The organism is Bacillus sp. AR8-1 (assembly GCF_008042345.1).
In the GTDB taxonomy this organism is placed as follows: domain Bacteria; phylum Bacillota; class Bacilli; order Bacillales; family Bacillaceae_G; genus Bacillus_A; species Bacillus_A cereus.
The window spans coordinates 1-7,955 of the sequence record NZ_QNUB01000049.1 but is presented as its reverse complement, the minus strand read 5'-3'; the positions used below and the strand labels follow the sequence as shown (position 1 = coordinate 7,955).

The window sequence follows — 7,955 nt, the reverse complement described above, 5'->3', positions numbered from 1 at the left end:
AAGGGTTTCCCAACACTCTGTAAATTAAAAAACCGCCAATTGGCGGTTTTTTAATTTTGTAGTAACCTAGCTCCGGTAGCAAGCCCTCCGCTTTATATGAAATCCAGCTCCGGCTCCTAGCCCTTCGCTTTATATGTTACCTACGTTTTCTACTTAACCCCATTGCATTTTCTACTTTGCGTAGTTGTTTGAATGCAACACGGTTTGCTTTTTCGGCACCTTTGTCTAGAATTTCGTCTAGTTCTGGTGAGCTGATTAGTTCGTTGTATTTGTCTTGGATTGGACGAATTGCATCTACGACTACTTGCGCTAGGTCGCCTTTGAAGTCACCGTATCCTTTTCCTTCGTACATTGCTTCAATTTCTTCAACTGTTTTTCCAGAGAATGAAGAGTAGATTGTTAATAAGTTAGAGATACCAGGTTTGTTTTCTTTATCAAATTTCACAATACCTTCAGAGTCAGTAACAGCACTCTTAATTTTCTTTTCAATTGTTTTTGGCTCATCAAGCATACTGATCATTGATTTTGGATTCGGATCAGATTTGCTCATTTTTTTCGTAGGTTCTGTTAAGGACATAACGCGAGCTCCTACTTTTGGAATACGAATTTCAGGCATTGTGAAGATTTCACGGTAACGTTTGTTGAAACGCTCTGCTAGGTCACGTGTTAATTCGATATGTTGCTTTTGATCATCACCAACCGGCACGATTTCAGTATTGTATAGTAAAATATCAGCAGCCATTAGTGGTGGATACGTAAGTAATCCAGCTGGAACTGAATCTCTACCAGAAGCTTTATCTTTATATTGCGTCATACGCTCTAATTCTCCAACGTAAGCAACAGATTGCATGATCCAACCTAGTTGAGCGTGTGCTGGTACTTCTGATTGTACAAATAAAGTAGCTTTTTCAGGGTCAATGCCACATGCCACATAAAGTGCAGCAAGACTGCGGATGTTTTTACGAAGTTGTACGGGATCTTGAGGTACTGTAATCGCATGTTGGTTTACAATACAGAAATAACAGTCGTGTTCATTTTGAAGCTCTGTAAACTGCTTCATGGCTCCTAAATAGTTTCCAAGTGTAATCGTTCCACTTGGCTGAATACCAGAAAAGATAACTGACATAAGTAATTCCTCCTAAAATTGAATGCGTGATGGGGGAAGAGAAGGCAAACAAAAAAGCCCATTCATCCCAAAAACTATAGGGACGAATGGACCGCGGTACCACCCTAATTATTTCACCACTGTGAAATCTCTCTAATCCATAATAACGTTTGGATATAACGCCAAAGCCTACTACTTTCGGTTCGGTTTGGTGCTCAAAAGCCCATTCCATACTGTACAATTACTTGTTCACACCGACCACAAGCTCTCTGAAATTGCCTCAATATGTACTCTTCTTTATCATCGCATACATATAAATTTATTTATTGTTACTTGAGCTCTTTTAATATGAAAGAACTAAAGTTTTATAACAAAATGTTTTGCTGATTATTATATCATATGGGATAGTGTTTGCAAACTACATCAAAATAGTAAAGCTAATAAGGGTCGAGAACAACCCAAGAACGATACCTGTAATACAAATTGGATATGTCCATTTGAATGAATATGTTTTATAAATACGTTCTTTCTTATCTGTAGGTTCCTCGACTTCTTCAATTAAAGAGTCAATCTTTTTGTTCGTACCAAATACTCTTTGGAATGCGTAAATGGTTACATTGAAAAAACCATTTTGAAATATGTATAAAAAACCGCCGATAAGAATAAAAAACAGTGCAATATAAAACAAGATGTTGACAAAATTCAACAAAAATTGCGATGAAATGAGGAATGCGCCAATACTAGAAGCGATTATCGCTATGAAAATTAGTATACAAGTATGAAAAAAAACTTTATTCAAAATGTTCCCCTCCGTCAAAATATTACTAGAATTATTATACTATAAAAGCTATAATATGTACTAGAATTAATTTTTTGAAAATTATACGCAATTAAAGGTCTGATTTCAAGATGATGGTATCAATGTTAACGTATCCCTTTACAAAAAAAATAAAAATATAAACATTTTATTAAAAATTTTAACAAAAAAACAAAAAACTATATTCACAATTGTTATATTATATGTATAATGAAAATTGTAGAAACTTGGAGATTATTCTTTCAATTCTACTTTTTAACAAGTGAGGGTACAGGAAGTGCAATTAGGGGAGGCAACACAACATGAAGAAAAAGATACCGTTATTAGTTGCATCGACGTTGACAGTCAGTATGTTAGGGGCTTGTAGTTACCAAAAAGAGGATAATAAAGCAGGCGCAAAAGAAAAATCCTCAAACAAACAAGTGTTAAATCTAACCGAAACAGCTGAAATTCCAACTATGGATACGACGTTATCAACAGATGCAACATCTTCTAACATCATGAATAATACAATGGAGGGATTATATCGTCTGGGGAAAGATGATAAACTTGTTCCAGGTGTCGCGAAATCTTATGAGAAATCAGAGGATGGCAAAAAGTATGTATTTAAATTACGTGAAGATGCGAAATGGTCTAATGGTGACCCTGTAACAGCGAAAGACTTCGTTTATTCTTGGCGAAGAGCTGTAGATTCAAACACGGGTGCCAAGTTTGCTTACATACTATTTGATGTTAAAAATGCGGAGAAAGTTAACAAAAAAGAATTACCAGTTGAAGAACTTGGTGTAAAGGCAATTGATGATCATACACTTGAAGTGGAATTAGATAATCCTGTTCCTTATTTTGTAAGTTTAACAGTCTATCCAACATTGTATCCTTTGAATGAGAAGTTTGTAACAGAACAAGGAGCAAAATTTGGATTAGAATCCAATACGACACTTTATAATGGTCCATTCGTATTAAATGAATGGAAGCATGAACAAAGCTTCAAACTTAAGAAAAACCCAACGTATTGGGAAAATAAAGAAGTAAAACTTGAGGAAATAAACTTCAATATTGTTAAGGATCGTTCAACTGCTATAAATTTATATGAAACGAAAGCAATTGATCGTGTAGTGTTAACATCAGAGTTTGTAGATAAATACAAATCAGATGCTGATTTCAAAACGATTAAGAGGCCATCTACACAATTTATTCGCTTAAATGAAAAGAATAAATTTTTAGCAAATAAAAATATCCGAAAAGCAATTGCAATGTCCTTTGAACGTGAAAATATCGGAAAAGTTATCTTAAACGATGGTTCAGAGGGGATATATGGTTTTGTTCCGAAAGGCTTAGCAAAAGGTCCGAATGGAAAAGACTTCCGTGAAGAGAACGGAAAGCTTATAAAAGAGGATATTAAAGAAGCTCAAAAGTACTGGGAAGCTGGTAAAAAAGAACTTGGTGTAGACAAAGTAGAGTTAGAGCTATTAAACTTTGATACTGATGATGCTAAAAAAATCGGAGAGTATTTAAAAGGCCAATTTGAAAAGAACTTACCAGGTCTAACAGTTCCGACAAAAATGCAGCCATTTGCACAAAAATTAAAACTTGAAGCAAGTGGAGATTATGCGATGTCGTATGCCGGATGGAGTCCAGATTATATGGATCCAATGTCATTCCTTGAAATGTATACAACAGGTAATGCGCAAAACAAAGTAAATTACGCAAATTCAGCGTATGATGATTTAATTAAAAAAGCAAAAACAGAAGTTGATGTACAAGCTCGCTGGGATGCACTATTAAAAGCGGAAAAACAACTGCTTGAAGATGCTGCGATTGCTCCAGTATATCAACCTGGAAAAGCATATTTACAACGTGGCTCAATTACTGGCCTATTAGAACATAAATATGGCGGAGAATTTAGCTATAAGTGGGTTGAACTCAAAAATTAAAAATGGTTTCCATCATGAATAAGGGTATATGCCTATGATGGGCATATGCTCTTATTTTAAAAAAATAAAAGTAAGAATATTTTAAACTATCTTATTGCTTTTGAGAAAAACGGGGAGGTGCTTGACTATGGGACGTTATGTATTAAAACGTTTCGTGTACATGGCTTTGACATTATTTTTAATTACTACGCTGACTTTCTTTTTGATGAAATTACTTCCGGGTTCTCCGCTTAAAAACCAGGAGAAGCTATCACCGGCACAAAAAGAAATCATTCTTGAAAAATATGGTTTAAATGATCCAGTACCAGTTCAATATGCGCGTTACTTAGGTAACTTAGCAAAAGGTGATTTAGGGGTATCATTCCAATATGATAACCGTCCAGTAACAGATATGATTGTGGATCGCATTGGACCATCAGCACAACTTGGTTTACAAGCGATTATATTAGGAACATTTATTGGTTTAATTTTAGGAATCGTTGCGGCACTTCGTAACAATACGTGGGTCGATTATGGAGCGACAATTATTTCCGTACTCGGGATGTCGGTACCATCATTCGTATTCGCCGCTTTACTACAATATTTCGTAGGGGTAAAACTTGGTTGGTTCCCAGTAGCGTTCTGGAAAGGACCAGAGTTTACAGTAATGCCTACAATTGCTTTATCGATGGCAGTTATCGCAACAATCGCACGTTTCTCTCGTGCAGAATTAATTGAAGTTATGCAAGCCGATTACATTTTAACAGCAAAAGCAAAAGGAATTAGCCAAGGCGTTATCATTGTCAAACACGCACTTCGTAACGCATTAATTCCAGTAGTAACAATTTTAGGACCAATGGTTGCGGCATTAATTACAGGAACGCTTGTTATCGAGCAAATTTATGCTGTACCAGGGCTTGGGGAACAATTCGTTAAATCTATTACAGTGAATGACTATACAGTTATTATGGGAACTACGATTTTCTATAGTGCTATCTTCATTTTAGTTATTTTCATTGTCGATATTTTATACGGAATTATTGATCCTCGTATTCGTTTAGCGGGAGGGAAAAAATGATGAAAGATGTACAAAAATTATCTCCAGATTTATTTCAACAAGCCAATCAAAATAATGTTGATAATGAAGTCATTGCCCGTCCAAGCTTAACGTTTTGGCAAGATGTAAGAAGACGTTTATTCCAACATAAAGGTGCGATGATTGGTTTCGTATTATTAAGCCTTATTATATTACTAGCGATTTTTGGACCGATGGTAAGTAAACACTCGTATAAAGAGCAAGATTTAGGTCGTGCGAAAATGCCACCCAAAATTCCAGTTATTGAAAATGTTCATTGGTTACCATTTGACGGTACAGATCAATATGGTGTTGACCAATATGAAAAACGTGATATTAAAGAGTACTTCTGGTTTGGTACAGATGATCTTGGTCGTGATTTATGGACAAGAACATGGGAAGGTACACGCGTATCATTATATATCGCTCTTTTAGCAGCAGCAATTGACTTAGTAATTGGGGTTGCATACGGAGGTATTTCGGCGTTTTATGGCGGCAGAGTAGATAATATTATGCAACGTATTATGGAGATTATTAACGGTATTCCATACTTAATCATCGTTATCTTAATGGTAATCATTATGGGATCTGGTATATGGTCAATTACACTCGCAATGGCAATTACAGGTTGGATAGGGATGTCGCGTATCGTTCGTGGACAAATCCTGAAATTAAAAAACCAAGAATATGTATTAGCATCTCGTACATTAGGTGCAACAAATACACAATTAATTGTGAAACATTTAATTCCAAACGTAATGGGACCTATTATCGTAATGACAATGTTTACAATTCCATCAGCGGTGTTTGGTGAAGCGTTCTTAAGTTTCATCGGTTTAGGAATTCAGCCACCATTTGCGTCACTAGGTTCTCTTGTAAATGATGGTTATAAATCTATTCAAACGTATCCGCATATGATGTTCATCCCTGCGGTTGTCATCAGTATATTAATTTTAGCGTTTAACTTAATGGCAGACGGATTACGCGACGCGTTAGATCCAAAAATGCGTAAGTAAAAGAGGGGAGAGGCAAAGATGAAAACATTGTTAGAGGTAAAAGATTTACAAGTCTCCTTTGATACACATGCAGGTGAAGTGCAAGCTGTACGCGGCGTTACTTTTGATTTGAAAAAAGGAGAGACATTGGCGATTGTAGGAGAATCTGGTTCAGGGAAATCAGTTACTTCTAAAGCGTTAATGGGATTAATTCCGAATCCTCCTGGACGCATTAAAAATGGTGAGATCGTATTTGAAGGTCGTGACTTAACGAAATTAACAGAAAAAGAAATGCAGCAAGTACGTGGTAAAGATATCGCGATGATTTTCCAAGATCCAATGACATCATTAAACCCAACGATGACAATTGGAAATCAAATTATGGAAGGCCTTATTAAACACCAAGGGATGAGTAAAGCAGACGCACGTAAAGTTGCTTTAGAATTAATCGACCTTGTAGGTATTCCAAATCCAGAAGCTCGTTTAAAACAATATCCTCACCAGTTCTCAGGTGGTATGAGACAGCGTGTAGTTATTGCGATGGCGTTAGCTTGTAACCCGAAATTATTAATTGCCGATGAGCCGACAACAGCGCTAGACGTTACGATTCAGGCACAAATTTTAGAACTTATGAAAGACATTCAGCAAAAAACAGAAGCGGCAATTATTTTCATTACGCATGACTTAGGTGTAGTAGCAAACGTTGCTGACCGAGTGGCAGTTATGTACGCTGGTAAAGTTGTTGAAATTGGAACTGTAGATGAAATTTTCTATAATCCGAAACATCCATATACTTGGGGCTTAATCGCATCTATGCCAAGTTTAGATGGCTCAGAGGAAGAGTTATACGCAATTCCTGGAACGCCTCCGGATTTATTGAAGCCGCCAAAGGGTGATGCTTTTGCACCACGTAACCCACAGGCATTAAAAATTGATTTTGAAATGGACCCACCTTTATTTAAAGTAAGTGATACACACTATGCGGCAACTTGGTTACTTCACGAGCAAGCTCCAGAAGTAAAACCACCGGCAGTCGTTGAAAAACGCATTCTTCAAATGAAAGCAGGTGAACAACATGACTAAACAACGTGAGAAATTAATTGAAGTAAAAAATGTAAAGCAGCACTTCGACGTGAGTGGTGGTGTTGTCAAAGCGGTTAATGATATTTCATTTGATATTTACCGCGGAGAAACATTTGGTCTTGTAGGAGAATCAGGTTGTGGTAAATCAACAACTGGAAGAACGATTATTCGTTTATATGATGCAACTGCTGGTGAAGTATTGTTCGATGGTGAAAACGTACATGGTAAGAAATCACGCGCAGAATTGAAGAAATTCAACCGTAAAATGCAAATGATTTTCCAAGATCCATACGCATCATTAAATCCTCGTATGACAGTAGGGGATATTATCGCAGAAGGTATTGATATTCACGGATTAGCGAAAAGTAAAAAAGAGCGCATGGAACGTGTTCATGAACTATTAAACACAGTTGGTTTAAATAAAGAGCACGCGAACCGTTTCCCGCACGAATTCTCAGGTGGACAACGTCAGCGTATCGGTATCGCTCGAGCGCTTGCTGTAGAACCAGAATTTATCATTGCCGATGAGCCGATCTCAGCACTTGACGTATCGATTCAAGCGCAAGTTGTAAACTTACTGAAAAAGTTACAAAAAGAAAAAGGGTTAACATACTTATTCATTGCCCATGATTTATCAATGGTAAAATACATTAGTGACCGCATCGGCGTAATGTACCGTGGTCAAATCGTAGAACTAACAACAAGTGAAGAGTTATATGCGAATCCAGTTCATCCATATACGAAATCACTATTATCAGCAATTCCGCTACCAGATCCAGATTATGAGCGCAATCGTAAACGTATCGTATACGATCCATCGCAGCATGATTACGGTAGCGAAGTGCCAACAATGCGTGAAATTCGCCCAGGACATTTCGTACTATGTTCTGAAGCAGAGTATAAGAAATATAAAGAGATTTATCAATAATAAAAAAAGCCATTCTTCCATTATGAAGTGACCCCCGAA

Annotated in this window: 7 protein-coding genes and 1 other annotated feature; of the genes, 5 read left to right on the top strand and 2 right to left on the bottom strand. The window is 36.7% G+C overall.

The window, feature by feature from the left end; genetic code table 11:
- Positions 1 to 136: 136 nt before the first annotated feature.
- Positions 137 to 1,126 (bottom strand): tryptophan--tRNA ligase, encoded by a 990-nt coding sequence (gene trpS / locus DN400_RS25465; protein WP_000110989.1) that lies wholly within the window; start codon positions 1,124 to 1,126, stop codon positions 137 to 139.
- A 75-nt stretch (positions 1,127 to 1,201) separates the two neighbouring features.
- Positions 1,202 to 1,418 (bottom strand) — a binding site (T-box leader).
- 105 nt (positions 1,419 to 1,523) lie between these two features.
- Positions 1,524 to 1,904: a DUF3899 domain-containing protein gene (locus DN400_RS25460; protein WP_001044985.1), complete on the bottom strand. Its 381-nt coding sequence runs from the start codon at positions 1,902 to 1,904 to the stop codon at positions 1,524 to 1,526.
- Between the two features lie 320 nt (positions 1,905 to 2,224).
- Between DN400_RS25460 and DN400_RS25450 the strand changes: the two genes are divergently transcribed.
- From DN400_RS25450 to DN400_RS25430, 5 genes are all read left to right on the top strand, one after another.
- Positions 2,225 to 3,856, top strand: a complete 1,632-nt coding sequence (locus tag DN400_RS25450) for a peptide ABC transporter substrate-binding protein (protein WP_016082473.1) — start codon at positions 2,225 to 2,227, stop codon at positions 3,854 to 3,856.
- 127 nt (positions 3,857 to 3,983) lie between these two features.
- A complete protein-coding gene (opp3b, locus tag DN400_RS25445) occupies positions 3,984 to 4,913 on the top strand; it encodes an oligopeptide ABC transporter permease (RefSeq protein ID WP_000534166.1) in 930 nt (309 codons plus the stop codon).
- Positions 4,910 to 5,926 (top strand): oligopeptide ABC transporter permease, encoded by a 1,017-nt coding sequence (opp3C, locus tag DN400_RS25440; protein ID WP_000974103.1) that lies wholly within the window; start codon positions 4,910 to 4,912, stop codon positions 5,924 to 5,926. Before opp3b ends, opp3C begins: the two co-directional genes overlap by 4 nt.
- A gap of 18 nt (positions 5,927 to 5,944) precedes the next feature.
- Complete coding sequence (locus DN400_RS25435) at positions 5,945 to 6,988, top strand: ABC transporter ATP-binding protein (RefSeq protein WP_000854346.1); 1,044 nt, start codon at positions 5,945 to 5,947, stop codon at positions 6,986 to 6,988.
- The gene (locus tag DN400_RS25430) at positions 6,981 to 7,916 is read left to right on the top strand and encodes an ABC transporter ATP-binding protein (RefSeq protein WP_097912161.1); all 936 of its coding nucleotides are present in this window, start codon (positions 6,981 to 6,983) and stop codon (positions 7,914 to 7,916) included. The genes DN400_RS25435 and DN400_RS25430 overlap by 8 nt, the downstream gene beginning before the upstream one ends.
- Positions 7,917 to 7,955 lie beyond the last annotated feature (39 nt).